A 24,501-nucleotide genomic window follows, 5' to 3' on the forward strand; every position below is an offset into this window, starting at 1 on the left:
CGATCACTTCCCGGCGTTGATGGTCGCGGTCTTGAGTGCCCCCAGTTCCAGATCCCATTTCTTCAGGATCGCCTGGTAGCTGCCGTCATCGATCATGCTTTGCAGCGCGACCTTCACCGCTTCACTGAGCTCAGGTTTCTTCTTGCTCACGCCCATGCCGGTGTATTGCTTGGAGATTGGCAGGCCCACGGTCTTGTACATGTCCTTTTCCTGGGTCTTGAGGTAGGGCAGGGTTTCGCTGCCTTGCATGGCTGCATCGATGCGGCTCTGGCGCAGTTGCGCCCGGGCATCGGCCGAGCCTTCGGTGCCGACCACGTTGATCCCCGGCTTGCCGGCGGCCTCACAGTTGGCCTTGCTCCACTCGGCGATTTCCGTTGGAAAGGTGGTGCGGCGGCTGGTGCCGACTTTCTTGCCGCACAGGTCGAGGATCTCGTTGGTGTCCTTGTTTTTCTGCAAGGTGTAGAACTGCGGGCCACTGGTGAAGTAGTCGATGAAGGTCACGCTGGCCTGGCGTTCGGCGGTGTCGGTCATGCCCGACAGCACCATGTCCACGCGGTCGGTGGTCAGGGCGTTGATCATTTGTTCGAAGCCGGTTTCCTGCCATTTGATCTTCACCCCCAGGCGCTCGGCCAGGGCATTGCCCAGGTCATAGTCAAAGCCGGTGAGGGTGTTGGTGGCCGGGTCCTTGAAATCCATCGGCGGGTAGTTCGGCATGATCGCCACGACGATTTCGCCCTTGGCCTTGATGCTTGCCGGCAGTTCGGCCGCGAAGGTGAGGCTGGATGCCATGACGCTTGCGAGTACTGCGGGGATAAAAAAGTTCTTCATGGTCGTTCTCTTATGAGTGTTGTGAGCGTCAACGGACGCTTAGGTTCGAACGGCAGAAATGAAGCTTTGGGTGCGAGGGTTTTGCGGACTTATTAGTATTTCTTCGGGGCTTCCAGCCTCCACGATCTGCCCGCCGTCCATGAACACCATGCGATTGGAAACTTCGCGAGCGAAGCCCAGTTCATGGGTGACGACGATCATGGTCATGCCGGTGTGCGCAAGATCGCGCATCACCGACAGCACCTCACCGACCAGTTCCGGGTCGAGTGCCGAAGTGGGTTCATCGAACAGCATCAGCTTGGGGCGCATGGCCAATGCACGGGCGATGGCCACGCGTTGCTGCTGGCCGCCCGAAAGCTCGATCGGGTAGCTGTTGCGCTTATCCGCCAGACCGACTCGGGCGAGCAATTCCAGGGCTTCCTCATTCGCCTCTTTGGGGGCGCGCTTGAGCACTTGGCATGGCCCTTCGATGATGTTCTGCAACACGGTCATGTGCGGGAACAGGTTGAACCGTTGAAACACCATGCCGGTGGACAGCCGCTGGCGGGCGATCTGCGTTTCGTTGAGTTCGTGCAGCTTGTTGCCGACGATTCGGTAACCCACCAGTTCACCGTCGACCCACAGGCCGCCCTTGTCGATTTTTTCCAGCTGGTTGACGCAGCGCAGCAAGGTGCTTTTTCCCGAGCCGGACGGGCCGATGATGCACAGCACTTCGCCTTGCTCGACTTCGATGTTGATGTCCTTGAGCGCGTGGAACTGGTCGTAATATTTATTCAGGCTCACGGCCTTGACGATGCTTCTCATGGGGAACTCCTCAGGAACGCTTGCCGGCGCCGCGGGCGAAACGACGCTCCAGGCGACTCTGACCAAAGGACAGGACGGTGACGGTGGCCAGGTACCAGATGCCGGCGACGATCAGCAGCTCCATCACGCGGGCGTTGGCGTAGTAGATGTTCTGGGCGTTGTAGAGCAATTCCGAGTATTGGATGACGCTCGCCAGCGAGGTCATCTTCACCATGCCGATGAACTCGTTGCCGACCGGCGGAATAATGATCCGCATGGCCTGGGGCAGGATGATCCGGCGCAGCGCTTGCAGGCGTGGCATGCCGATGGATTTGGCAGCCTCGTATTGCCCGGTGTCCACCGAGAGCAGGCCGGCGCGCACCACTTCGGCGGTGTAGGCGCCCTGGTTGATGCTCAAGCCCAGCAAGGCCGCCGCGAACGGGGTCATCAGGCTCACGGTGTCCATTTCGAACAGGCCGGGAATGCCGATGGTGGGGAAGATCAGCGCCAGGTTGAACCACAGGAGCAGTTGCAGAATCAGCGGCGTGCCGCGAAACAGCCAGGTATAGGTCACGGCCACATAGCGCAGGATCGGGTTGGCCGACATGCGCATGATCGCGGTGATCACGCCGAACACGATGCCCAGCGCCATGGCCAATACGGCCATGACGATGGTGTTGAGCAAGCCCCACATGATCGCCTCGGAGGTCAGGAACTGGCCGATGTACGACCATTCGATCTTGCCTTCGGCGAAGGCGCGCACCAGGCCAACAAGGGCGATGACGATCAGCGTGGCGAAGAAGATCCGCCCGTAGTAGCGCCGAGGCACATGATCGTACTGGGTAATGTCAAACTGGTTTTCCGCCAGCTTGTGCTCCGCCTGGAGTCGTTCTGCCTGTGTCTGGCTCATGTTGTTTCTCCGTACTCGGTTTCGGCGCTATCGCTGTGGGAGCAAGCTCGCTCCCGCAGTTCGGTGTGTTGCTCAGAGGCGAAAGCCCTGATAGTCCTCGGTCCATTGCTGCTGGGCGGCGAGGGCGGTTTTCAAGCGTCCGATCTGTTCGCGTACCTGTTGTGGCGCCGTCCCGCCCCAGCCATTGCGTGCAGCGATGGCGGCTTCGAGGGTCAGGCTTTCGCGTACTTCTGGGGTGAGGCGCGGGTCGATTTCCGCCAGCAGAGCGGGGGAGGCCTCCCACAGTTCGAGGTCGTGTTTCTCGCACGCCTGGACCAACGCACCGGTGATTTCGTGAGCTTCCTTGAACGGCACGCCGCGCATCGCCAGCCAATCGGCAACTTCGGTGGCGAGGGTGAAGCCCAGCGGTGCCTGGCGGCGCAATTCCTCGACGTTGACTTTCATGGTTGCCACCATGCCCGCCATGGCGGGCAGCACCAGTAGCAGCGTGTCGACGCTGTCGAGCACACCGTGCTTGTCTTCGCTCAAGTCACGGTTGTAGGACAGTGGCAAGGATTTAAGCGTGGAGAGCAGGCCGGTCAGGTTGCCGATCAGGCGACCGGCCTTGCCTCGCGCCAGTTCGGCGATGTCCGGATTCTTCTTCTGCGGCATGATCGAGCTGCCGGTGGCGTAGGCATCGTCCAGTTCGACCCAGCGAAATTGCCGCGACGACCACAGGCAGAACTCTTCGGCAAGGCGCGAGATATTGATGCCGAGCATGCTGGCGATGAACAGGAACTCGGCGACGTGATCGCGGCTGGCCACGGCGTCGATGGAGTTTTCGCAGACGCCGCTGTAGCCCATTTCCTTTGCCGATTGCTGAGGTAGGCGAGCGATCGCCGAGCCCGCCATGGCCGCCGCACCGAGTGGTGACAGCGACGTGCGTGCGTCCCAGTCCACCAACCGCTGTACGTCGCGCAGCATCGACTGGGCGTGGGCCAGCAGGTGGTGAGCGAACACGATCGGTTGCGCCTGCTGCAGATGGGTGAAGCCGGGGCAGATGCTGTCGATGTGTTGCTCGGCCTGTTCCACCAGCGCCTGCTGCAGGCCCAACACTTCAACGGCCACGGTGCGTACGTGGTCACGCAGGAACAGCCGCAGATCGTTGGCGGTCTGGTCGTTGCGCGAACGGCCGGCCCGCAGCTTGCCACCCAGGGCGCCAAGCCGTTCGGTCAGCAGGCGCTCGATGAACGTGTGGACGTCTTCATCATCCAGGGTCGGGGCGATGCTGCCGGCACGATAGTCCGCGCCGATGCGTTCCAGGGCGTCGAGCATGGTCTGGGTTTCTTGTTCGGTCAGCAGTCCGGCGCGCTGCAATTCCCGGGCATGGGCCTTGGAGCCGGCGAGGTCGTACGGGGTGAGCCGGAAGTAGCGCTCAGGGCAACGGGACAGGGCCGCCAAGGCTTCGGAAGGGCCGCATTTGAAGCGAGCACCCCAGAGTCGGTCGGTGGTTTGAGACATTGTTTTTTCCTCGTCGGTTACGCGAACTGAAACGGGCACTCGAGGCCACGGCGTCGCTACGAAATCAGCGAGCGCAGTCAGGCCAGAGCAGTTTTCAAGAGGGCAGTTGCATCGGTGCGAGTGCTGATCGAACTGTCAGCTTTTGATGTTTCGCGACCAGCGTTTTGGCGCTGATGTTCGGAATTTATTGTCGGTTGCCAAGCTTGGTTTTCTGTGTTCATTATTATTGGGCCAGCTTGTTTTTGTTGTTGGACACAGGTTGTTGAATAGAGCGCCAGAGGTAAATAAGCATTATGGAAACCCCACTTTCCAATTCCGGAAACCCGCCGCCGAGAACCCCGCAAAGGGCACCGTTGGCCCTCAGCGGGCTGGACTTCAAATTGCTCAAAGTGTTCAAGGCCGTGGTCGAGGCGGGAGGCTTTAGTGCCGCACAGAATGAACTGAATGTGGGGCTGGCGGCCATCAGCAAACAGATTTCCGACTTGGAAATCCGTATCGGGATGCGCCTTTGCACGCGCGGGCGCGAGGGCTTTCATCTGACGGAAGAAGGGCGCCTGGTGTATCAGGCGTCGATAGACTTATTTGCCTCGGTCGATAACTTTCGTGATCGCCTTAGTTCAGCGCAGAACGAACTTGTAGGTGATCTTGGTGTGGGGGTTATTGATAATACTATTTCGGATGATAATTCCCCGTTAGTTGCTGCGCTCAGGCAAATTAATGAACAGTCGCCCAAGGTCAGGTTTCAACTTCAGGCTTCGCAACTCGATGAAGTCGAAAGAGGTGTCGTCGAAGGGCGGTTGGTGGCGGGGATCGTACCGATTTATCAAAAACGCGAAGAGTTCGATTACTACGAACTCTATGAAGAACGTTCGCAGGTCTATTGCGGACTCGGTCATCCGCTGTTCTCCATGGCGGACGCGGACATGGGGGAACATGTGCTCAAGGAGTATGAGTGCGTCAACCATCGCTACGCGATTCATCGCGACAAACTGAAATTTGCGCACTACGACCGCTTCTCCGCCTCAGCCACCCAGGTGGAAGCTGTGGCGTTGCTGATCAAGACGGGGCGTTTCCTCGGGTTCCTGCCTCAGCATTACGCCGCATCGATGGTGGCGCGGGGAGAGTTTCGCGCAGTGTGTCCGGACCTGATCAATATCGTCACGCCATTCAGTCTGATACTGCGTCACAACACTGTGCGCAGCCCCTTGGTCAAGGCCTTTGCCCAGGCGTTGGGGGTGGATCTGAAGGCTCCGCTTTGATGTTTATGGGGTCGTCACTCACGAACCTTGGCGGTAACCGGAGTGATAGGTAAGTTGCACCATCAAACCGTTGGCGCTGTTTTCGTTCAAACACCGCGACCTGTTCCGGCGTGTTCCGTTGGAAAGGCACTCAGTTGAACTATCCGAGGGTTCAATCACCCCGTCCAGTATGCGCAGTCCCACCCTCTAAGTGACGGCGGTAATAATTGGATTTGTGCAAGGGAAACGGTGGCTGTTCATGGGATCAATCTGCTAAAGGGTTCGTATTGACGAGCGAATCGCCCGTGCACATTCGATCACCGCAGGCGCCAGCTTGCGCTCGGCTTCCTCCATGCTCCAGCGACTCGTGGGCACCACCACATGGACGGCTGCGACCGGCAGGCCCTGGCTGCCAATGATCGGCGCGGCAATGGACATGTCGCCCAGGAACAACTCTTCCTTGTTCGTGGCGTAGCCCCTGCGCCGTGTGGTCTCGATCTGTTCGATGATGTCGTCGACCGCGGTCAGGGTGTGCTGGGTATGGCGTGTGCGCTCGCTGGCTTGCAGTGCGGCAACGAGTTCGTCGTCGGGCAGGGCGCTCAGGAAGGCCCGTCCGGAACCGGTGCAGTACATCGGGATCCGGCTGCCGATGGGCATGTGGATAGGGATGAATTTCGGCGCCACGAAGCGTGCCACGTACACCATGTCCAGCCCGTCGGGTTCGGTCAGGTTGGTCGTCTCCCCGGTAGCCTGTGCCAACTCGGCAAGAAACGGGTTGGCCACGTCCACCAGTGTGTCGGCGGCCAGGTAGTTGTAGCCGATCTCCATGACCTTCGGGGTCAACTGGAAGCGCTTGGTCTGTGGATGCTTGCGCACATAACCCAGCTCTTCGAGGGTATGGATCATACGTTGCGCCGAGCTTTTATTGATCTCTGCGGCTTGCGCGATATCCGCCAGGTTCATGGTGCGCCGGGCTGCGTTGAACGCCCGCAGCACCGCCAGGCCTTTTTCCAATGACTGATTGAACAGCGGATGAGGGTTATCGCTCATGGAAAATCCTTATATTTTGCGCTTTGAATATCGATATTCGATACTTATAAATCTCTTTACGATTTTTGTAAATCGCTTTACAGTCATTTTGAGCCTCCTGCCATCCATATGGGGCAACCCTTACCGGACTTAAGACAATAAAAGCGTCCAATGGGAGATACGCCATGCTTACTCGCTTTCGTGCACTCACGTTCGTTGTTGCCCTGGCTGCTGGCATCGCTTCAGCCAATGCCGTCGCCGAGCCCGTCTACAAGGTCGGTGCAACCGCAACGGGGATTCCCTTCACCTTTCTCGACGTCAAGAGCCAGAGTATCCAAGGCATGATGATCGACGCCGCGCAGGCGGTGGCCAAGGCGGGCGGCTTCGAGGTGGAGATCCAGCAGACCACTTTCGCTTCGCTGATCCCGTCACTGACGTCAAACAAGATCGACCTGATTTCCGCCGCCATGCTCCGAACGCCGGCGCGGGAAAAGGTGGTGCAGTATTCCGATCCGGTCTTCACCTATGGCGAGGGGCTGATCGTCAAGGCCGACGACCCGACCGCGTACACCCGCATGGAGGATTTTGCCGGCGAAGTTGTCGGCGCCCAGGTCGGCACCGTGTTCATCGATGAGCTGAACAAGCGTGGCGTCTTCAAGGAAGTCCGCGGTTATGACTCGATCCCCGATCTGATGCGCGACCTGGCCCTCGGCCGTATCAAGGCGGGTTTCGCCGATCGCCCGATCGTCGCCTATCAATTGGCCCAGGGCACCCAGAACAAGGTGCACCTGGTACAGAGCTATCAGCCGGTGGTGATGGGGGACGTTTGCCTGATCGTGCGCAAGGGCGACAACGCAACACTGGAGCAGGTCAACAAAGGCATCGCTGCGATCAAGGCTGATGGTTCCCTCGAACGGATCATCGAGAAGTGGAAGCTCAACTGATGGTTTTGTCGACCGCCTGCGGTGGCGGGCGGGTCCACTCATTGTTCCGTGGGTAGATTTTTATGATTCTCCAGAATGCGTTGGACTTCCTCCCTATCTTGCTCAAAGGGGCGGTGGTCACTCTCCAAGTGACGGCCGGGTCGTTTGTACTCAGCTCGCTGATCGGCCTGCTCCTGGCCCTGATGATGGTCTCGAAAATACGTGCGGTCGCGTTGTTCGCCATCAGTGTGGTGAACATCATCCGGGGGCTGCCGATCATTGTGCAGCTGTTTTATATCTATTTCGTCCTGCCGGAATTCGGCATTCAACTGACGGCCATGCAGGCTGGTGTCATTGGCCTGGGAATCGCTTATTCGGCCTATCAGGCGGAGAACTTCCGGGCCGGTATCCAGGCGATCCAGCAAGGGCAGATCGAGGCGGCGGAATCCTTGGGTATGCGCGGTGCGATGGTGATGCGGCGCGTGGTGCTGCCCCAGGCATTCCGCATCGCCTTGCCGCCTTACGGCAACACCCTGGTCATGATGCTCAAGGACTCGTCGCTGGTCTCCACCATCACCGTGGCCGAGATGACTCGCGCGGGGCAACTGATCGCCTCTTCGACCTTCGAGAACATGACGGTCTACACCCTGGTGGCATTGCTCTACCTGGCGATGAGCCTGCCGCTGTCCTTTGCGCTGCGTCGTCTGGAAGCACGCTTCAGCACCCGGAGAACGTCATGATCGAGATCAAGGGCATTCACAAGCGTTACGGCAGCGTGCCGGTCCTCGAAGGCATCGATTTGCAGGTCAAGAGCGGTGAAGTGGTGTGCCTGATTGGCCCTTCGGGGTCGGGGAAGTCCACGTTGCTGCGCTGTATCAATGGCTTGGAAAGTTATGACCAGGGCGAGGTCCTGGTCGGCGATGAACGTGTCGACCGTAATGCCAGGAACATCCACGACATTCGCACTCGGGTGGCGATGGTCTTTCAGCGCTTCAATCTGTTCCCGCACCGCACGGCCCTGGAAAATGTCATGGAAGGGCCGATCTACGTAAAGAAGGAGAACCCTCAGGCGGCGCGCAGGAATGCCGAGGCGCTGATGGAAAAGGTCGGCTTGTCCCATCGGATGAATGCCTACCCGGACGAACTGTCCGGGGGGCAGCAGCAACGTGTCGCCATTGCCCGGGCGTTGGCGATGAACCCCCAGGCGATCCTCTTCGACGAACCGACCTCGGCGCTCGATCCGGAGTTGGTCGGCGAAGTGTTGGCGGTGATGCGCAATCTGGCCAACGAGGGCATGACCATGATCGTGGTGACCCACGAAATGGCCTTCGCTCGAGACGTCGCCGACAAGGTCTGTTTTCTTCACAGCGGCAAGATCGTCGAGTCAGGACCCGCCGGGGAAGTACTGAGTACGCCGACGCATCCTCGCACACAGGACTTTCTTCGCCGGTTGCTCAACCACAGCGGGGAGGTGCCGGCATGAATGCACCTTTCGCCCCGCAACTGCCGGCCTCACTCTGGGCCGCGACGGCCACACCGGCGGTGCAAACGCCGGCCTTGGCCGAAGACAAGCAAGTGGAGGTGGCCATCGTGGGGGCTGGCTATACCGGTTTGGTGACGGCTTTACGCTTGGCCGAAGCGGGTGTCAGCGTCTGTGTGCTGGATACGGGGGAGCCAGGCTGGGGGGCCTCGGGGCGCAACGGCGGGCAGGTGATTCCCGGGCTGAAGTTCGACCCGGATCAATTGCTCGCCAAGTTCGGCCCGGCCCGTGCCGAAGCGATGATCGAGGCGGCCGGGTCAGCCGCTGACGAAGTGTTCGCGCTGATTCGCCAGTACGGGATCGAGTGTGATGCCACCCGCAAAGGCTGGATTCAACCGGCCTGTTCGACGACTGCGATGAAGACCATCGAGCAGCGCGCCGCGCAATGGCAACGCCGGGGCGTCAAGGTGGAGCTGTTGGACCGGGCGGCGGTCAGCCAACGTATCGGTACCGAGAATTACCTGGGGGGGTGGGTCGATCCTCGGGCCGGCAGCTTGCATCCATTGAGTTACGCCCGTGGCCTGGCGAAGGCCGCCGTGGGGCAGGGCGCAATGATCCACGGCCACAGCCGCGTCACGGGGCTGCAGCGGCATCGATCAGGCTGGCTGTTATCCACCGCGCAAGGCTTCAAGGTCAGTGCGCAACGGGTGTTATTGGCCACCGATGGCTATACCGACGACCTGTGGCCCGGGTTGCGCCAGACCGTCGTCGCGGCCAACAGCTTCATCATCGCGACCCGTCCGCTCCCGCCGGCGATCCGCAAGACCATCCTGCCCGGTGGCGAGGTCTGTTCGGACTCACGCCGTTTGCTGCTCTACTTCAAGCAGGATGCCCAGGGGCGTTTGCTTCTGGGAGGGCGGGGGCCGTTCTCGGAGCCTTCCCGGCAGCGGGACTGGGCGCACTTGGAGCGTTCGCTGGGGGCGCTGTTTCCGCAAGTGGCGGATGTGCCTGTCGAGTACCGCTGGAGTGGTCGGGTCGCCCTGACGCAAAGCTTTCTTCCCCATGTGCATGATCCGGCACCGGGGCTGTCAGTCTTGCTCGGCTACAACGGCCGCGGCATCGCCCTGTCCACGGCGTTGGGCAAGCATCTGGCCGCGAAGCTCTCAGGGGCGACGCAGGACTTCCCGTTCCCGGCCATGCCACTGCGGCGAATTCCGTTTCATGCGTTGCAGCGGCTTTATCTCGCTGCCGGGATCAGCTATTACCGGGTATTGGATGCCTTGTTTTGAGCGTTCATTGAAAAAACTGCGGGCACCGGTCGGGCGTTGTCGGTGGCGTCTTATCGGCCCAAGGCGAGCGCCCGCCAAGCCAAATTTCCATTCAACCTGAATGGCTCCGAAGTGGAAATGGCGTTAGCATCCCCTCCATTGGGCTTAAACAGCCTGTTTTTTCAGATCAGGGTCGCATTGTGGAAAAGCTAAAACGCCTTCAAAGCGGAATCGAAGGACTCGACGCGCTGCTCCAGGGAGGGCTGGTCGCGGGTGCTTCATACATAATCCAAGGACGCCCAGGTTCAGGCAAGACTATCCTCGCGAACCAACTTGGATTCCATCATGCCCGCAGTGGCGGTCGTGTTTTAGTCGCCACGCTGCTGGCCGAATCACATGATCGACTTTTCCAGTTTCTTTCTACGCTGAGCTTTTTCGACTCAGCCAAAGTCGGTGCCGAAATCCAATTTGTCAGCGCATTCGACACATTGGAAAACGAAGGCCTGGATGAAGTCGTGAAACTGCTTCGACGCGAGATCAGTCGGCAAAAGGCTACCGTGATGGTTGTCGATGGTCTGCTCAATGCGCGCTCCAAGGCCGACTCGCCCATCGACACCAAGAAATTCATCTCGGAGCTGCAGGGACACGCCGCTTTCGCCGGTTGCACCGTGTTGTTCCTCACCAGTTCGCGGCTCGACGACGGTAGCCCCGAGCACACGATGGTGGACGGTGTCATCGAAATGGGTGAAGAGCTGTTCGGGACGCGTTCGGTTCGGCGCATTCAACTGCGCAAGACACGCGGCAGCGGTGCGTTGACCGGTCTTCACGAATGTGAAATCAACGACGACGGTTTGGTTGTCTATCCGCGCCTGGAAAGCCTCTACAGCCGTCCTTCCGCCCCCGACAGCGCCGACATGACGCGTATAGCCAGCGGGATTGAATCCCTGGATGACATATTGGGCGGAGGCTTGCACAGCTCCAGCGTGTCACTGGTCATCGGTCCTTCCGGGATTGGTAAAACGACGCTGGGTCTCAAATTCCTCGCCAAGTCGACGGCAGATGCCCCTGGCTTGCATTTCGGATTCTATGAAAGCCCGCAGCGACTGCGCCTCAAAGGTCTCTCCCTGGGCATCGATATCGAAGACATGGAAAAAAGCGGTGCGTTGAGCATTGCCTGGCAGCCCACCACCGAAGGCTTGCTGGATGGACTCGGCGCACGGCTGCTGGACATCGTCAGGGAAAAGGGTATCAAGCGCCTGTTCATCGATAGCCTGAGCGGCATGACACGGACTTCGACGAATCCCGCGCGGATTACCGATTTCTACAGTGCGCTGATGAACGAGCTGCGATCCCGGGGCGTTACGGTGTTCGCCTCCTGGGAGATGCGAGATCTATTCGGTTCCGAGGTCAGTTCACCGAACTCGGACCTGTCCAGCATCGTCGATAACCTGATGCTCATGCGTTTCCTTGAAGATCGCTCTGAACTAAGAAGGACGCTCTCCATTCTTAAGGTACGAGACAGCGCTTATGACCCCTCGCGATTCGAGGTGGTCATCCGGGATCAAGATGTTTTCCTTGAAAAGGCTTTGAAAAATGAACCTTCAGCCGCAGCTGAGTCATTGCCTGGTTCAATTTCATAAGTCTTTGAGCGGGTTGAATTAACATGACCACCATCCTGGTCGTCGACGACGAGTATTTGATCGCTGACATCCTCGGTTTTGCGCTAGAGGACGAGGGCTTCATGGTCGTAAAAGCCAGCAATGGTCAAAAAGGACTCGAAGTGCTGGAAAGAGAGCGTCCAGCCTTGATCATCACTGACTTCATGATGCCGGTCATGGATGGTCTTGAATTCGCCACGGCCGTGCGAGCCTTACCGTCCGTCAAGGGGTTGCCGATCATCTTGATGAGCGGTGCCCAGGCTCACGTGGGGATGAAGCGATCGGATTTGTTTGATGCCGTGCTGCCCAAGCCATTCGACATAGATTCGATTGTCGCCGAGGTGAAGAGGCTCTTGGTTGCAGAGTGATACGGCGTCGAGAGCCGCCGAGCCACAAGACGGCCGACATGCGGATCGTGAAATCGCTTGCGCGGTGATAAGAAGGTTGCAGTGGCGTCCACGGTCCTCGGGAGCACCCCCTCGAACGTTCAGTCCACCAAGTCCGCAGCGAGTTCGTCCTCTCCGCGGATTGTCTCCATAAGAGACTTCCACAGACCGGTGGACGATGACGGGTCAACGATCCCCAATTTGTTGCTGATGGCTTCGAAGGTTTCCATGGTCATGTCGTCGCCCGAGTAATGCTTCTTGAGTCCACGGTTCAACTGACGCCGCATATCCGTCGAGACTTCGGTGTACTCATTGAAGTCTGGCTTGGTGGCCCGTCTTGCGTCCATGGTTCGTGAGTAGATGGTGTCGCCGTTCAGCATGACCCTGAACCAGATGGATTCTGCCAGGTGTTTCCAGCCGTATGCCAGCTTGGCTTCGACTTTCAACATCATTTTCTCCATTCGGTAGTCATGCAGGACGGTTTCGAGAATCAGCTGTTCCGAGTTCTGGAACGTGGTTGCAGCTACGATGTTGCCCGCAATGTCTTTGCCAAGCAGCCCATGGCCTACCAGATGGCACCAGTCGTACCGAATCGCTAAATGTCCCTTGTTGAAGATGAACACCCCGCCCTTGCGGGCGTACTGCGTCGCGGATAGTTCCTCGCCCACTTCTTCCAATGTCGCAGCTTTCATTTTTTTAGTGTGTATGCGTTTGCCGACGAAGCCATGCATCAGATCGTGCATCTGCGGTTGTTTCTTGCCCTCGTAGGGCACAAGCCAGGCCCAGGAACCTTGCAGCAGCACGAAGTTCATCAGCCCGTGATTGACGGCTCGAAACCTGCGTTTGGTGATTTTTTCGGGTGAGGCATTCTTGTAGTTGGAAAAGCGTCCGTAGGTCGGGGCGCGGCCCGTCTTGGGGATGACACGCACGATCGACCGGTCATTTTCCAGCAAGATTTCTTCGTACGGATCGATGGGCGAGCCATCGCTAAGCTCCCGGGTTCCGTACCTTGCCTGCACGGTCCAGCGATTACCTTTCAAGTCGCGAATGTAGTAGGTACCGTCTCGGCAATAGACTGAGTACTCGTTGGACATGGGAACCTCTTCCATCTGCCGTGGTGCTATAGCCAGGACTCGACGCCACCATGACGTGAACACGTCCCGCTGTGCCGACTGGAAACCACGAAAGCACCGCCCTTGCTTACCCTGTAACCAGGTTTCGGTGATTCACGGTCACAATGAGGCTAGCAGAATTTTTCGCGTTGAAATGCCCAAGTTTCCTATCAGTCATCCGTCTCGCCCGGTGACGCCAGCGCTTACATCCGGTGATGTTCCAGCAGGAAATCCACGAACACCCGCACCCGTGCCGGCATTGCCGAGCCCCCTACGAACACCGCATGAATCGGTTCCCGGTCGCCTGGGTTCCAGGCTTCCAATAGCGGTATCAGGTCACCGCGCTGCAGGTCCTCGCTCACGCTGAACTCGCCGATACGGGCAATGCCGGCACCCACTCGTGCGAGTTGTGCCAGCGCTTCACCACTGCTGCATTCGATATTGCCGCTGACTTTCAGGGAAAACTCCCTTGCGTCGCGGATGAACGGCCAGTTGGGTTCGGCACGCCGGAAGTTGAAGCGTAGGCAGTTGTGTCGTAGCAGGTCTTCCGGCTCCTGGGGGATGCCGTGGCGCTGCAGGTACTCGGGCGATGCCACCACGACCTGGCCAGTGTCGCCGATCCTGCGCGCGGTCAGCGGGCTGTCCGGCAGATGGCCGAAGCGTATCGCCACGTCGGCCTGGCCACCGAGAATGTCGACGACTTCATCGCCCAGGGTGAGGTCGACGACGATGTTCGGGTAGCGGGCGCTGAATGCCGCCACCAAAGGAACGATGGCCAGCCGTCCATGGCCAAGGGCGGCACTGACCCGCAATCGGCCCCTGGGCACGCCCTGGTCGGCGATGGCTTCTTCGACTTCGTCCATGTCGGCCAGGATACGCCGGGCACCGCGCAGGAAAGCTTCGCCCTCGGCGGTGAAGGTGATAGCCCGGGTGGTGCGTAACAGCAGGCGGGTACCCAGGCGTTGTTCGGTACGCGCGATGATCCGACTGACCGCCGAGGGTGTCAGCCCCAATGCACGCGCGGCGGCTGACAGGCTGCCTTCCTGCGCAACGGTGGCGAACACGCTCATTTCACCTGACCTGCCGTTGAAGTCCATTTGTGCCTCTTGCGCAAAGGTGATTGCCAAAAATGCTATCTACCGCCTGAAAAGACTGAATCGTAGCATTGGCGGCATAGATAAGGAGCCTACCATGCGTATCAATCCACCACTTGTCGCACTCGCCATAGGTGCCTTTGGCATCGGCGTTACCGAGTTCGCCCCCATGGGCATGTTGCCGGGCATCGCTGCGGATCTCGGCGTTTCCATTCCCGCCGCCGGTCTGTTGGTCAGTGCCTACGCCCTGGGCGTACTGCTCGGCGCGCCGCTGATGACCCTGACCACCGGCAGGATCCCCCGGCGCTATCTGCTGATCGGGCTCATGGCGATTTTTACCCTGGGTAATCTGATGTCGGCCCTGGCGACCGATTACTACAGCCTCATGGTCGCCAGGGTGGTGACCTCGCTGAACCACGGTGCGTTCTTTGGCGTTGGCTCCATCGTCGCCGCCAGCGTGGTCGCCCCGGACAAACGTGCCGGGGCGGTTGCGGCCATGTTCATGGGCCTGACCCTGGCGACCATCGGCGGTGTGCCGCTGGCCGCCTGGTTCGGCGAACTGTTCGGCTGGCGCACGGCATTCTGGGGCATCACCGGCCTCGGCGGGGTGACCATGGCCGCGCTGTGGTTCGCCTTGCCCAACCTGAAAATGTCGCAAGGCGTCGGTGTGCTGGCTGAAATTCGGGTACTGGGCCGTGGCCCGGTGCTGGGGGCGTTGGCCCTGACCGTCGTCGGCTCGGGTGCAATGTTTACCGTCTTCACTTACATCGCGCCGATCCTCAGCAACGAGACCCACGGGTCCACCGCTTACATCACCGCCATGCTGGTGTTGTTCGGTGTGGGGTTGACGCTGGGCAACATGTGGGGCGGCAAGGCCGCCGACCGCTCGATAGACCGCACCCTGATCGCTTCGCTGAGCGTGCTGATTCTCGTCTTGCTGGCGTTCACCGTCCTGATGCGTTGGCCACTGCCGGCCGCCGTGGCCATCCTGATATGGGGCATCGCCAGTTTCGCCCTGGTGCCGCCGCTACAGATGCGCGTCATGGAAGCCGCCAAGGACGCGCCCAATCTGGCCTCGGCGGTGAACATCGGTGCCTTCAACCTCGGCAACGCGATAGGGGCGGCGCTGGGCGGAGCGGTGATCAATGCCGGGCTGGGTTATCCGGCGATTTCCCTGGCCGGAGCGGCCATGGCGGGGCTGGGGCTGCTGATGGTGCTGGCTTTTGCCTGGCGTTCCAGAGCGGCTGCAAGTGTGGTTGCGTGATGATGAGGAGAGGGGGACTGTTAGTCCCCGTCGCCTCGCGAGCCTGCCTGGCCATCAAGCAGCTAAACCATTCGATAGGCAACGGGCTATGACATGCTTTTCACTGTGGCTCCAGCTCCGACCATAAGGTCTGCATCCAATACCAACCATCAGCGTTCCGTCATCTTCCTTTGTGCTGACATTTACTATCCATTTGCTGCTTCTGGTTCGGAGCGGATCTGGCCAGTCGATAGTTTGGGTATGGAAGGCGCAGCACACCAGGAGGCGTGCGCCCATCGCAGGCCCACGGCGAATGAGGCAGCATGGCCAACCTGAGTGTCTGCATTGCGGTTCATGGCGCGACGCTGGAGCCTAGCCAGATCAGTGGGGTTCAGTTCTATTGTTAAGAAATCTTTTGACATGGCACGGCAGGTCTGTATAACGTTTGCACATAGGTCACCGTTTCTTGTTGGAAATCGTAGACCCTCAGCAATATTGCTGAGTACATATCGGCTATAGAAGCCCCTGAATTGCGTTAGTAGCGCATTCGGGGGCTTTTTTTTTGGAAAAAATAATATGTCGGCTTTTCGCTCCTCTGACGAAACTCAAGAATTTCCGAGCATCACGGTGGCAGCCATACAAATGGAGCCACGAGTGGGTTGCAAGGCTGAGAACCTGAAAGTGTCGCTGCACCTGATAGCCGAGGCGGCCAGCGCCGGTGCGCAGATCGTTGTACTGCCCGAATTGGTCAGCAGCGGGTATGTCTTTTCCAGTCGTGAAGAGGCCTTTGAACTGGCGGAGTCCGTACCGGCAGGTATCAGCACTCAGACATGGGAAGATGCTGCCCGCCAGCACAACGTCTACGTCATCGGCGGCGTTGCTGAACGAGTGGGGTACAAGCTTTACAACGCTGCCGTCATGGTCGGGCCCGAAGGTTACGTGGGGACTTATCGCAAGCTCCATCTATGGGGTGACGAACATCTGTATTTCGAGGTCGGCGATCTTGGTTTACCGGTGTTCCATACGCTTTTTGGCCGTCTGGCGATGATCATCTGCTATGACGGCTGGTTCCCGGAGGTCTATCGACTGTTGGCCATGCAAGGCGCAGATATCGTCTGCATGCCAACCAACTGGGTACCCATGCCGGGACAGGGCAACGGCACCATGATCATGGCCAATACATTGGCGATGGCCAATGCCCACGTCAACGGTCTGAACATCATTTGCGCGAATCGCGTAGGCACCGAACGCGGTCAGCTCTTTGTGGGTAACAGCATCATTGTCGGTGCCGACGGTTGGCCATTGGTGGCTCCAGGCAGTGCAGATAACCAGCAAATACTTTATGCCGATATCAATCTGAAGACGTCCCGTCAATCCCGTCGCCTTACAACGTTCAATACGGTCCTGCGTGATCGCCGTACCGATATCTATGACCCCATGTTAGGCACGGGCTGGCAACTGCCTCGCTACTAACCCCCCATCTCTGCATAACAAAGATCGAGGATACTCACATGAAATCCACTTATCCCCTCGTCCGTATCGCTGTTCTGGCTGCTACGGCGATCGTAGCCACCCAGGGACATGCCGCTGAACCTATCAAGATTGGCGTTGCGGTGGGGTTGTCAGGCGCCAATAGCGTGGTGGCGCCGGCTGTCGTTCAGTCCTCGGAACTCGCTGTGGAGCAAATCAACGCCGCCGGCGGAATCCTCGGTCGCCCGGTGCAGTTGGAGATCGTTGATGATGCTTCCGGTGCAATAGGTGCACAGAAAGCCTTTGATACGCTGGTGCTGGAAAAGAAAGTAAACGCCATTATCGCGATGGAAAGTAGCGCTGCGCGCAATGCTGCCTTGCCGATTATCTCCCGAGGTCGTGTGCCCTATATCTATACCTCGTTCTATGAGGGTCGTTCTTGCAATAAGTGGATGTATGTCAACGGTTGGGTACCAGAGCAGCAAGTTGCCCCTGTGGTGGATTACTTCAGCCAGAAGCTTAGGGCTAAAAACTACTTTCTTGTCGGTAGCGATTACGCCTTTGGCCGGGGCATGCTGAAGTTCACCAAAGCGTACATTGAGCAACATGGTGGAAAGGTGGTCGGTGAAGAGTACCTGCCGATGGACGGAAGTGATTGGACCGCTGTTATTTCAAAGATTCGCTCGTCGCACCCTGACGCGCTTATCAGTGCCACGGCAGGTGGCGCACCTAACGTCTCATTGGCCAAACAGTTGAAAGCGGCGGCGTTGACACTGCCTTACGGTAACCTGGCCATCGATGAAGGCACCGCCAAGACCATGGGGGATGTGGCAACGGGCATGTACATGTCGGCCTCGTATCTGACCAGTATCGATACGCCGGAAAACAGAAAATTCCTGAGTGACCTCGGCCAGAAGTTTGCCGGGAACGTGTCCACGCCAAACGAGCTTTCCGAACCGCAATACGAAGCCTTCTTTCTCTATAAAGCCGCGGTGGAGAAAGCCAACTCTATCGACTCCGCTGCGGTCGTAGAGGCGTTGAACAATGTCTCGATCAACGGGCCTCGGGGTGTTGTGCAGATGAATGCCAACCGCCATACCCCCTTGGCCATGCGTCTGGGCCAAATACAAAGCGATGGTTCTATTCGCATCCTTGAAACCCAAGAAGGCGTCAGTCCAGGTACTCAATGCCCGAATTTGAAATAGTCCATTGCTTGATTATTAAGTAACGCTTCACGTTGCATTCTCCCCGGAGGGAGACGTCATGGTGTTAATTCTAGATATAACAACAACAATAGCCATGCTGTTCATTGTTACTGCGGGCCTGATGATGATTTTCGGAATAATGAAAATCGTCAACTTCGCCCATGGTGCCTTGCTGACAATGGGAGGGTATGCGGCGTTTGTCGTGACCCAACTGGGATGGAGTCCCTGGCTTGCGTGGCCGTTGGCTCTCGCGACCGGAATGATCGTTGGCGCGATTATCGAATACTTGATTGTTAGGCCACTCTATAAACGCCCTCTGGATGCCATCCTGGCAACCTGGGGGCTGGGCATCGTGATCGGTCAACTGATCATTCTCGTCTTTGGCCGGGACGTGAAATTTGCAGACGTGCCCCTGACAGGAACCTGGTCGCTGGGTGGAACGGATTACTCCGCCTATCGATTGTTGTTGGTGCCCCTGGCTCTCGGCTTGTGCGCCTTGCTGGCGGCGCTTCTCAATGGCACCCGCTTCGGTGTCAAAACCCGTGCGGTCATCATGAACGAGGAACTGGCCAGCGGCCTGGGCATCCATGCCGGGCGCATACGCTTCATTACCTTCAGCCTGGGCGCGGGCCTGGGAACATTGGCCGGGGCCTTGATTAGTCCGCTTTCGAGTATTGACCCAGGCATGGGGATTACCTGGCTGGTTTCTGCCTTCATGCTCGTCATGGTCTCCGGGCATTCGATGCCCAGCCTTATCGTGACTTGCGCGGTATTTGGTGCGTGCCAAGTTATCGTGAGCACTTATGCGAGCCCAGTCCTTGGCGGACTCACGATTGCCGTGTTGGCGGCGTTGACCTTGCGTATTCGTCCTAAGGGGTTCGCACATGACTAACACTACGTTGCAGGCGGCGAACACCCGATCTACGGGGGCCAGTCGTCAGGGAGCATGGGGGCGTTCGGGTGTGCTGGCTTTGATTGCCGTCGCATTGCTGATCGCCGGTCCGTGGATTTTCGACGGTTACGTGCTCAACCTGCTGATCAAGGCTTTTCTGTTTGCGATCGTGGTTATCACGGTGGATGTGCTGTGGGGCTACACCGGCTATCTCACCTTCGGGCAGTCGGCGTTTTTTGGTATTGGTGCGTATGCCGCAGGCTTGGTTTTTACTCACTTTGGCCTTTCTCCAGGCTCTATTGCCAGCGCCATCGGGCTCGCAATCGTCGTCCCGATGTTGGTTGCAGGGCTGGTGGGGTGGCTTTCCTTCTACCGGGGCGCCTCGCCGTTTTTTGCCACGGTTATCTCGCTGGTGTTGCCCATCGTAATGACTCAGTTACTGCTGTCCGGCGGTGAGTGGACGGGTTCCAGTTCGGGCCTGACCGGCTATGACACCTTCGACTTGTCGCTGAACGCCTGGTACTGGATCGCCGGGAGTGGCGTGGCGCTGATAGGGCTTTTCGCCTGGCTGTTCGTGCGCAGTGATGCCGGGCGTGTGCTGGCGTCGATACGTGACAACGAGTCCAGATGTGCGTACCTGGGGATCAACGTCCCGAACATCAAAATCCTTCTGCTGATCGCCACTGCGGCGATTACAGGGATCGCAGGTTTTGGCTACGGCGCTTTTAGTGGCGTGGTGGCGCCCGAGTTGTCCGGTTTCGTCTTGGGTACCGAGCTGATCATCTGGGTTGCGCTGGGTGGACGCGGCACGTTGTGGGGGCCCATGGCGGGGGCGATTCTGATTAACGTTGCCACGGCCTATCTTGGCAGTCGCATGCCGTTTCTGTGGCAACTGATTCTCGGCCTGTCCTTTGTGCTGGTGATCGTCTTGCTACCGCAAGGGATCGTCCCGGCCCTGCTCAAGCCCCTCGGGTTCGGCACACGTTCGCGGCGAGTTCCGGCGCTGGTTGAGCGTGCAGGGAAAGCGGTTCCCGAATCGGATGATGTGCCTGCGCTTGTAATGGCGGACGTCACCAAGCGTTATGGTTCGCTCAAGGTTTTGCAGGGGATCAAATTCAAGGCCGAGGCCGGTGATCTGGTTGGACTGATCGGCCCCAATGGTGCCGGTAAAACAACACTGATGCGGTGCATGAGCGACGGGGCTGAGCGTACATCCGGGACGGTGCATTTGTGCGGTAACGATATCCGTCGGCTTCCGGCAGAGGCCTGTGTTCGTTTTGGTCTCGGGCGCAAATTCCAGAATGCCAATATTTTCGAATCCCTGACCGTCGCCGAGTGTCTGCGTATGGCCGGAACTCTTCACGAACGACCCTTGTTTTTCACTCGGGCGGGTACGTTGGCCTTGCCATCTTATGCCTTGGACGTTCTGCGGGTTACCGGGTTGGATAGCATGCTGGATGTGGTCGCTCGAGACTTGTCGCACGGTGAACAGCAAGCGCTGGAGCTGGCCATGGTGCTGGCCCTGGAACCTCGCATCGTGCTGCTAGACGAGCCTACCGCTGGGCTGACAAAGACCGAGCGCACGCAAATTGGTGTGGTGCTTTCCATGCTCGCAAACCGCTACAAGTTGTGCTGCCTGCTGGTTGAACACGATCTGGATTTTGTGGAACAGATCGCTACCCGAATCGTGGTATTACACCAAGGGACGATGGTCATGCAGGGCACTTTCGAAGAAGTCGTCAATTCGAATTTGGTCAAGACGATTTATGCCGGATCTGCACTTGCTCCACAGGAGGTCGTATGAACGGTGCCACATTGGAACTGAATTCAGTCACGAGCGGTTACAGGGCGTCCGTCGTTCTACGGGATATGTCGTTCAAAGTCGCGGCCGGCGAAGCGGTCGCATTGCTGGGCAAGAACGGCATGGGCAAGACGACGTTGCTCAAGACCATCATGGGGTACCTGCCCAAGAAACAAGGCACTGTTCAAGTCAACGCCTGTGACATTACCCGACTGTCGCCTCATCGAGTCGCACAAGTAGGTATTGCTTATGCGGCTCAGGAAAAAGCGCTTTTCACCGAACTGAGCATCCGGGACAACCTGCGTATGGGGCTCGAGAAAGACGCGTTGTTCGATGAGCGTTTCGCTGCCATCGAATCTGTGTTCCCGGTGTTCAAGGACCGTCTGAAGCAATACGCCGGTACGCTGTCGGGAGGCGAGCAAAAAATGCTGCTGGTGGCGCGTGCGTTAATGATGCGCCCCTCCCTCATTCTGCTGGACGAGATCACTGAAGGCTTGCAGCCCTCAGTGATTGACCGGATCGCTGTCGCACTGGTGCACGAGCGGCAACTCCACGGCACGACCCTGCTGCTTATCGAGCAAAATGTGCCGTTCGCATTGAAGGTGGCGGATCGATACCTGGTGCTTAAACAAGGCGAGATCGAAGAGGAGGGCGACGCCCGGGCGCCGGGAGCTACCGAAGCCATTTTCAACCATCTGAGGGTGTGACGCTTATGGCCTTGTCCAGCTCTGACGACCTTCCGTTGTGCCTGTTCATCGCAACAGGCGGAACAATTGCCATGCGCGTTGACCCTTCGACGTCAGCCCCAATCCCTGCGTTGTCGGGCCGCGACTTGATCAAGGTCGTTCCTGACATTGCGAAGATTACGCGGCTCGAAATCGACAACTTGTCGAATGTCCCGTCAGTTGAAATGGGGCCGCCGCGCTGGGTACAGCTGCATCAGATCATTGAAGCCGCGCTGGCCCGTCAGGATATCGCGGGTGTGCTGGTGTCGCACGGCACCGACACCCTTGAAGAGACTGCGTGGTTTCTCGACTTGACGTTGACCTCCCGCAAGCCTGTTGTGCTTATTGGCGCGCAACGCAATGCGTCCGAATCGGACTTCGACGGGCCACGCAACCTGGTGAGCGGTGCCAGGGTCTGCGTTGAGCCTGAATCTTCGGGCAAGGGCGTGATGGTGGTTCTGAACGATCAGATCAACGCCGCACGGGAAGTCAGCAAAACCCACACCAGCGACGTTGAGTCGTTCAACTCGGGCGACGCGGGTTTTCTCGGAAGAGTGGACGGCGACACGGTCGTTTTTTATCGCTCATCCTGTCGTCGACAATACTTGTCGCTAGGGCGATTCAGTTTGCCTCGCGTTGACATCGTAGCCATGTACGCCGGTGCGGACGCCTCCTCGTTGAACGCTGCCGTGCAGGCGGGCGCCAGGGGGATCGTCATCCAGGCGCTGGGGGCGGGAAATGTGAATGCCGAGGTGTATGCGGCCATTTCACAGACCATCGACACCGGTATCACAGTGGTCGTTGCCACCCGAGTTCCCCGTGGTCGCGTCAGGCCCCTTTATGGCTTTACTGGTGGCGGCAGTACGCTGAAAGAGGCCGGCGTGATCTTCGCCAATGACCTGAGTCCGCAGAAAGCGAGGATATTATTGATGTTGGCTATCCAAAACCTCAGGTCCGCAACCGAACTACAAGACATTTTTGATCAATAGGTAAGCGTCATGCCAAGCACCAAGACAGCAGTCACTAAAGATCAGGGATGGCCTATCGGCATCTTGTACTCGCGCTCGGGTGCTACCGGTGTCACCGAGTCCGAACACTTTTTTGGAACTGCGCTGGCGATCGAGGAAATAAACGCACTGGGTGGCGTCCTGAATCTGCCGTTGATCCCAACCGTTTACGACCCCAAGGGTTCTTCGGAAGAATACCGACGCTTGACCGGCAAGTTGCTGATCGAAGATGAGATCAACGTCATTTTTGGTTGTTCCCGATCTTCCAGCCGAAAAGCGGTGCTGCCGCTCATCGAACGCCATAACGCGTTGCTCTGGTATTGCTCGTTCTATGAAGGGTTCGAATATTCACCAAACATCATTTATACCGGCGCAGTACCCAACCAGAACAGTATTCAACTCGCCGCCTACCTGTTGCAAAACAAGGGCACCCGGTTCTTTCTGGTGGGGGCGGACTACATCTATCCGCGTGAATCCAATCGCATCATGAGGGACGTCGTTGAACAATACGGCGGTGAAATTGTGGATGAGGTCTACCTGCCCATCGAAGCAGACGCGGAGCAACTCAAGGATGTTTTGAATGAAGTCCGCGAAGCCCAGCCGGATGTCGTTTTCTCGACTCTGGTCGGGCAGTCGGCCCGTTCTTTTTATCAGCTGTATGGTGAGCATGGGCTTGATCCGAAAAAAATGCCCATTGCCAGCCTTTCAATGACCGAAGAAGAAATTCGCCTGATCGGGCCGCAACTGTGTGAAGGCCACATCACAGCCGCCACCTATTTCGGTTCGCTGCGCAACGACAGTAATCAACGGTTCATTGAGCTTTGGCGCACACGCTTCGGTGATCGGCCAACCAGCACCTGGTCGGAAATGGCCTATTCCCAGGTTCACCTGTTTGCGCGTGCCCTGGAGCGAGCTGGTAGTCTGGACAGGCGCAAATTAGTCGACGCCGTACACAAGGTGAAGTTCGCTTCTCCAGAAGGGCCGATCGCTATTGATGCCGAAAACAACCATTGTGCCCTGACTCCCCGAATTGGCATGTGCCGCAGCGATGGGCAATTCGACGTCGTATGGGAAGGTTCGGGGCCGGTCAAACCCGATCCTTACCTCTCCACTTTTGGCTTCTCTGAGTTTTGGTTGAGGTGACGCCATGAGTTCCAGCCTTCGCCGTCTCTATGAAGATTTGCGCAGTATCTGCGTTGCGTTTGTTTATCCCCCTGGGGATGACCGCGATATTGTCATGCAGCAGCTGAAAAGAATTGGCTGCCGGGTGAAGATCGTCTGGCCATTCCCCTCAGAGCCGCCTGCGGACGTCGACGTCATTCTCTTTCAGATAACGCAGGAGCTGGAAGGCAACAAGATCTGGTCGGGCGCCTCCGTCAACGCGGCGCTCATCGCGCTTTCCGACTACGAAAGCCCGACCATCTTGAAGTTGTTGCTCGATACGCGCGCTCACGGGGTGATTTCAAAACCGTTTCGATCTTCCGGAATTCTCAGCACGCTGGTACTGGCCAGAGCCTCGTACAGCTATCAGGAACGCTTGCAGGGGAAGATCGACAAACTGGAGTTGACCATAAAATCTCGTCGACAGATCGAAAAAGCCATTCGTGTGTTGGTCGAACGTCAAAACCTGACCGAAACTCAGGCTTACGAACACATGAGATCGCGGGCAACCAAGTTGCATGTCACCGTCGCCGAGGTGTCCGGGATGATCATCGAAGCCCATGAGGCCATGGAACGGCTTGGCTTGAAACCTTAATGTGGAGGCCCACGTTATCGGGATCGTTTTGGATGACACCTCGGTGCTTATCAACGCTGGGTTAAGAGGGGTTAACAGTGGCGGCAAGGAGGCGGCATTGCCGATGCCCAAACCGATCAGGAGCGTGGCTATCCAGGTCGTGGCGCCGTATCGCCCGTCCATTGCACTGCGGTGGCCAAGCCCTTACTTCGAG

General features: G+C 58.2%; 23 protein-coding genes. 16 read left to right on the top strand and 7 right to left on the bottom strand.

Features of this window, described 5'->3' with window-relative positions; genetic code table 11:
* Positions 1-3: 3 nt before the first annotated feature.
* From BLQ55_RS14685 to argH, 4 genes are all read right to left on the bottom strand, one after another.
* Positions 4-828: an ABC transporter substrate-binding protein gene (locus tag BLQ55_RS14685; RefSeq protein ID WP_092254675.1), complete on the bottom strand. Its 825-nt coding sequence runs from the start codon at positions 826-828 to the stop codon at positions 4-6.
* 39 nt (positions 829-867) lie between these two features.
* Positions 868-1,632 carry an amino acid ABC transporter ATP-binding protein gene (locus tag BLQ55_RS14690; protein WP_092254678.1) on the bottom strand — a complete coding sequence of 255 codons (765 nt, stop codon included), beginning with the start codon at positions 1,630-1,632 and terminating at the stop codon, positions 868-870.
* Between the two features lie 10 nt (positions 1,633-1,642).
* Positions 1,643-2,521, bottom strand: coding sequence for an amino acid ABC transporter permease (locus BLQ55_RS14695; protein WP_092254681.1), 879 nt, complete (start codon positions 2,519-2,521; stop codon positions 1,643-1,645).
* Between the two features lie 72 nt (positions 2,522-2,593).
* Entirely contained in the window at positions 2,594-4,021 is a 1,428-nt protein-coding gene (gene argH / locus BLQ55_RS14700) for an argininosuccinate lyase (protein ID WP_092254684.1), read from the bottom strand.
* A gap of 293 nt (positions 4,022-4,314) precedes the next feature.
* Here argH and BLQ55_RS14705 point away from each other — a divergent pair, with 293 nt between their 5' ends.
* Positions 4,315-5,280 carry a LysR family transcriptional regulator gene (locus tag BLQ55_RS14705; protein ID WP_092202943.1) on the top strand — a complete coding sequence of 322 codons (966 nt, stop codon included), beginning with the start codon at positions 4,315-4,317 and terminating at the stop codon, positions 5,278-5,280.
* A gap of 252 nt (positions 5,281-5,532) precedes the next feature.
* Here the strand turns inward: BLQ55_RS14705 and BLQ55_RS14710 are convergent, their stop codons facing one another.
* Positions 5,533-6,309, bottom strand: a complete 777-nt coding sequence (locus BLQ55_RS14710) for an IclR family transcriptional regulator (RefSeq protein WP_092254687.1) — start codon at positions 6,307-6,309, stop codon at positions 5,533-5,535.
* 164 nt (positions 6,310-6,473) lie between these two features.
* Here BLQ55_RS14710 and BLQ55_RS14715 point away from each other — a divergent pair, with 164 nt between their 5' ends.
* The 6 genes from BLQ55_RS14715 to BLQ55_RS14740 all read left to right on the top strand — a co-directional run bounded on the left by BLQ55_RS14715 (position 6,474) and on the right by BLQ55_RS14740 (position 11,985).
* A complete protein-coding gene (locus BLQ55_RS14715; protein WP_092254690.1) occupies positions 6,474-7,232 on the top strand; it encodes an ABC transporter substrate-binding protein in 759 nt (252 codons plus the stop codon).
* Positions 7,233-7,294: 62 nt separating this feature from the next.
* Positions 7,295-7,951 carry an amino acid ABC transporter permease gene (locus BLQ55_RS14720; protein WP_060742896.1) on the top strand — a complete coding sequence of 219 codons (657 nt, stop codon included), beginning with the start codon at positions 7,295-7,297 and terminating at the stop codon, positions 7,949-7,951.
* Positions 7,948-8,694: an amino acid ABC transporter ATP-binding protein gene (locus tag BLQ55_RS14725; protein WP_092202949.1), complete on the top strand. Its 747-nt coding sequence runs from the start codon at positions 7,948-7,950 to the stop codon at positions 8,692-8,694. The genes BLQ55_RS14720 and BLQ55_RS14725 overlap by 4 nt, the downstream gene beginning before the upstream one ends.
* Positions 8,691-9,980 (top strand): NAD(P)/FAD-dependent oxidoreductase, encoded by a 1,290-nt coding sequence (locus BLQ55_RS14730; RefSeq protein WP_092202951.1) that lies wholly within the window; start codon positions 8,691-8,693, stop codon positions 9,978-9,980. Before BLQ55_RS14725 ends, BLQ55_RS14730 begins: the two co-directional genes overlap by 4 nt.
* Positions 9,981-10,159: 179 nt before the next feature.
* The gene (locus BLQ55_RS14735) at positions 10,160-11,599 is read left to right on the top strand and encodes an ATPase domain-containing protein (RefSeq protein ID WP_092254693.1); all 1,440 of its coding nucleotides are present in this window, start codon (positions 10,160-10,162) and stop codon (positions 11,597-11,599) included.
* Positions 11,600-11,622: 23 nt separating this feature from the next.
* Positions 11,623-11,985 (top strand): response regulator, encoded by a 363-nt coding sequence (locus BLQ55_RS14740; RefSeq protein WP_092202955.1) that lies wholly within the window; start codon positions 11,623-11,625, stop codon positions 11,983-11,985.
* A 119-nt stretch (positions 11,986-12,104) separates the two neighbouring features.
* On the opposite strand, the gene BLQ55_RS14745 is transcribed toward BLQ55_RS14740, so the two are convergent.
* A complete protein-coding gene (locus tag BLQ55_RS14745) occupies positions 12,105-13,097 on the bottom strand; it encodes a hypothetical protein (protein WP_092254696.1) in 993 nt (330 codons plus the stop codon).
* A 221-nt stretch (positions 13,098-13,318) separates the two neighbouring features.
* Positions 13,319-14,212 (bottom strand): LysR family transcriptional regulator, encoded by an 894-nt coding sequence (locus BLQ55_RS14755; protein WP_092202959.1) that lies wholly within the window; start codon positions 14,210-14,212, stop codon positions 13,319-13,321.
* Positions 14,213-14,306: 94 nt separating this feature from the next.
* Here BLQ55_RS14755 and BLQ55_RS14760 point away from each other — a divergent pair, with 94 nt between their 5' ends.
* The 9 genes from BLQ55_RS14760 to BLQ55_RS14800 all read left to right on the top strand — a co-directional run bounded on the left by BLQ55_RS14760 (position 14,307) and on the right by BLQ55_RS14800 (position 24,308).
* A complete protein-coding gene (locus BLQ55_RS14760) occupies positions 14,307-15,473 on the top strand; it encodes an MFS transporter (RefSeq protein WP_092254699.1) in 1,167 nt (388 codons plus the stop codon).
* Positions 15,474-16,028: 555 nt separating this feature from the next.
* Complete coding sequence (locus tag BLQ55_RS14765) at positions 16,029-16,925, top strand: nitrilase family protein (RefSeq protein ID WP_092254702.1); 897 nt, start codon at positions 16,029-16,031, stop codon at positions 16,923-16,925.
* 38 nt (positions 16,926-16,963) lie between these two features.
* The gene (locus tag BLQ55_RS14770) at positions 16,964-18,127 is read left to right on the top strand and encodes a substrate-binding protein (protein WP_092254705.1); all 1,164 of its coding nucleotides are present in this window, start codon (positions 16,964-16,966) and stop codon (positions 18,125-18,127) included.
* Between the two features lie 58 nt (positions 18,128-18,185).
* Positions 18,186-19,019: a branched-chain amino acid ABC transporter permease gene (locus BLQ55_RS14775; RefSeq protein ID WP_092254707.1), complete on the top strand. Its 834-nt coding sequence runs from the start codon at positions 18,186-18,188 to the stop codon at positions 19,017-19,019.
* Complete coding sequence (locus BLQ55_RS14780) at positions 19,012-20,823, top strand: ABC transporter permease subunit (RefSeq protein WP_092254709.1); 1,812 nt, start codon at positions 19,012-19,014, stop codon at positions 20,821-20,823. Before BLQ55_RS14775 ends, BLQ55_RS14780 begins: the two co-directional genes overlap by 8 nt.
* On the top strand, positions 20,820-21,527 hold the full coding sequence (locus BLQ55_RS14785; RefSeq protein ID WP_092254711.1) for a branched-chain amino acid ABC transporter ATP-binding protein: 708 nt from the start codon (positions 20,820-20,822) through the stop codon (positions 21,525-21,527). Before BLQ55_RS14780 ends, BLQ55_RS14785 begins: the two co-directional genes overlap by 4 nt.
* A 5-nt stretch (positions 21,528-21,532) precedes the next feature.
* The gene (locus tag BLQ55_RS14790) at positions 21,533-22,534 is read left to right on the top strand and encodes an asparaginase (protein WP_092254714.1); all 1,002 of its coding nucleotides are present in this window, start codon (positions 21,533-21,535) and stop codon (positions 22,532-22,534) included.
* Between the two features lie 9 nt (positions 22,535-22,543).
* Positions 22,544-23,695 carry a transporter substrate-binding domain-containing protein gene (locus BLQ55_RS14795; protein ID WP_092254717.1) on the top strand — a complete coding sequence of 384 codons (1,152 nt, stop codon included), beginning with the start codon at positions 22,544-22,546 and terminating at the stop codon, positions 23,693-23,695.
* A 4-nt stretch (positions 23,696-23,699) separates the two neighbouring features.
* Positions 23,700-24,308, top strand: a complete 609-nt coding sequence (locus tag BLQ55_RS14800) for an ANTAR domain-containing response regulator (protein WP_092254720.1) — start codon at positions 23,700-23,702, stop codon at positions 24,306-24,308.
* The last annotated feature ends 193 nt before the right edge of the window (positions 24,309-24,501 follow it).

It is taken from the genome of Pseudomonas sp. NFACC13-1, from assembly GCF_900104425.1.
Lineage (GTDB): Bacteria > Pseudomonadota > Gammaproteobacteria > Pseudomonadales > Pseudomonadaceae > Aquipseudomonas > Aquipseudomonas fluorescens_AA.

Excerpts from the sequence above, each read along its gene's own strand:
- BLQ55_RS14685 (WP_092254675.1), bottom strand. The coding sequence starts at position 828 with ATGAAGAACTTTTTTATCCCCGCAGTACTCGCAAGCGTCATGGCATCC.
- BLQ55_RS14690 (WP_092254678.1), bottom strand. The coding sequence starts at position 1,632 with ATGAGAAGCATCGTCAAGGCCGTGAGCCTGAATAAATATTACGACCAG.
- BLQ55_RS14695 (WP_092254681.1), bottom strand. The coding sequence starts at position 2,521 with ATGAGCCAGACACAGGCAGAACGACTCCAGGCGGAGCACAAGCTGGCG.
- argH (WP_092254684.1), bottom strand. The coding sequence starts at position 4,021 with ATGTCTCAAACCACCGACCGACTCTGGGGTGCTCGCTTCAAATGCGGC.
- BLQ55_RS14705 (WP_092202943.1), top strand. The coding sequence starts at position 4,315 with ATGGAAACCCCACTTTCCAATTCCGGAAACCCGCCGCCGAGAACCCCG.
- BLQ55_RS14710 (WP_092254687.1), bottom strand. The coding sequence starts at position 6,309 with ATGAGCGATAACCCTCATCCGCTGTTCAATCAGTCATTGGAAAAAGGC.
- BLQ55_RS14715 (WP_092254690.1), top strand. The coding sequence starts at position 6,474 with ATGCTTACTCGCTTTCGTGCACTCACGTTCGTTGTTGCCCTGGCTGCT.
- BLQ55_RS14720 (WP_060742896.1), top strand. The coding sequence starts at position 7,295 with ATGATTCTCCAGAATGCGTTGGACTTCCTCCCTATCTTGCTCAAAGGG.
- BLQ55_RS14725 (WP_092202949.1), top strand. The coding sequence starts at position 7,948 with ATGATCGAGATCAAGGGCATTCACAAGCGTTACGGCAGCGTGCCGGTC.
- BLQ55_RS14730 (WP_092202951.1), top strand. The coding sequence starts at position 8,691 with ATGAATGCACCTTTCGCCCCGCAACTGCCGGCCTCACTCTGGGCCGCG.
- BLQ55_RS14740 (WP_092202955.1), top strand. The coding sequence starts at position 11,623 with ATGACCACCATCCTGGTCGTCGACGACGAGTATTTGATCGCTGACATC.
- BLQ55_RS14745 (WP_092254696.1), bottom strand. The coding sequence starts at position 13,097 with ATGTCCAACGAGTACTCAGTCTATTGCCGAGACGGTACCTACTACATT.
- BLQ55_RS14755 (WP_092202959.1), bottom strand. The coding sequence starts at position 14,212 with ATGGACTTCAACGGCAGGTCAGGTGAAATGAGCGTGTTCGCCACCGTT.
- BLQ55_RS14760 (WP_092254699.1), top strand. The coding sequence starts at position 14,307 with ATGCGTATCAATCCACCACTTGTCGCACTCGCCATAGGTGCCTTTGGC.
- BLQ55_RS14765 (WP_092254702.1), top strand. The coding sequence starts at position 16,029 with ATGTCGGCTTTTCGCTCCTCTGACGAAACTCAAGAATTTCCGAGCATC.
- BLQ55_RS14770 (WP_092254705.1), top strand. The coding sequence starts at position 16,964 with ATGAAATCCACTTATCCCCTCGTCCGTATCGCTGTTCTGGCTGCTACG.
- BLQ55_RS14775 (WP_092254707.1), top strand. The coding sequence starts at position 18,186 with ATGGTGTTAATTCTAGATATAACAACAACAATAGCCATGCTGTTCATT.
- BLQ55_RS14780 (WP_092254709.1), top strand. The coding sequence starts at position 19,012 with ATGACTAACACTACGTTGCAGGCGGCGAACACCCGATCTACGGGGGCC.
- BLQ55_RS14785 (WP_092254711.1), top strand. The coding sequence starts at position 20,820 with ATGAACGGTGCCACATTGGAACTGAATTCAGTCACGAGCGGTTACAGG.
- BLQ55_RS14790 (WP_092254714.1), top strand. The coding sequence starts at position 21,533 with ATGGCCTTGTCCAGCTCTGACGACCTTCCGTTGTGCCTGTTCATCGCA.
- BLQ55_RS14795 (WP_092254717.1), top strand. The coding sequence starts at position 22,544 with ATGCCAAGCACCAAGACAGCAGTCACTAAAGATCAGGGATGGCCTATC.
- BLQ55_RS14800 (WP_092254720.1), top strand. The coding sequence starts at position 23,700 with ATGAGTTCCAGCCTTCGCCGTCTCTATGAAGATTTGCGCAGTATCTGC.